The organism is Dysgonomonas termitidis, from assembly GCF_042654545.1.
Lineage (GTDB): Bacteria > Bacteroidota > Bacteroidia > Bacteroidales > Dysgonomonadaceae > Dysgonomonas > Dysgonomonas termitidis.
Genome location: NZ_JBHSGN010000196.1, coordinates 1 through 717, shown reverse-complemented (window position 1 = coordinate 717; position 717 = coordinate 1). Strand labels below are relative to the sequence as shown.

General features: G+C 45.6%; 1 protein-coding gene. It reads right to left on the bottom strand.

The features are described 5' to 3' along the window. A partial coding sequence (locus tag ACFO6W_RS26110) for an IS110 family transposase (protein ID WP_380002076.1) occupies window positions 1-680 on the bottom strand: 680 nt, incomplete at its 3' end. Between the last annotated feature and the right edge of the window lie 37 nt (window positions 681-717).

The following is a 717-nucleotide window of genomic DNA, read 5'->3' as shown; positions in this document are numbered from 1 at the left end:
CTTATTAAACCTAACATGTAAACATGATGTTCGGTTATAAATCCATTGCAGGCTTCCAATAGTTCTTCCTTGCTGGCTTTCAGCTTACCGTGATAGACCCGGTCAATATCTTCAGGGCTTATCTGTTTTCCCTCGATCAGTTTATCGATCAACTTGGTAGCGACCACACCGTCTGTTCCGCTCATCACGCTCGACAATTTTATGTTGCAGTCTTCCAGAATCCGGTTTATGCGATTCTTATTGGCGGCAATGCCTTGTATCAGCTTGACCCTGTATCTGGTCAGGTCCCGCAATTCACGCTGTTCACGCGGTGGAATATAACTCGGCTTGAGTAATCCGGCAAGCAGTAACTTGCATATCCAGGTGCTATCCTTCTTATCGGTTTTGTGACCCGGAACATACTTGATATGACGGGCGTTGACAATCCAGACCTTCATTCCGGTCGGTTCCAGTATATGATATACCGGCTTCCAGTAAACTCCGGTACTCTCCATGGCAACATGGGTGATACCCAATTCCAATAACCATTCTCTTAATTCTGTCAAAGAACTCGTGAAAGTAGAGAACTCACGCGTGGTTTTCTTTATACCTTCGCCAGACACGGTGGCAACTACTACTTTCTGGTGTACGTCTATGCCGCATCCCCTGGATACGACCTGGGTGAATGTAATCTGTTCCATAGCCTTACTGATTAATGGGTTATATCCAAAGGTAAGG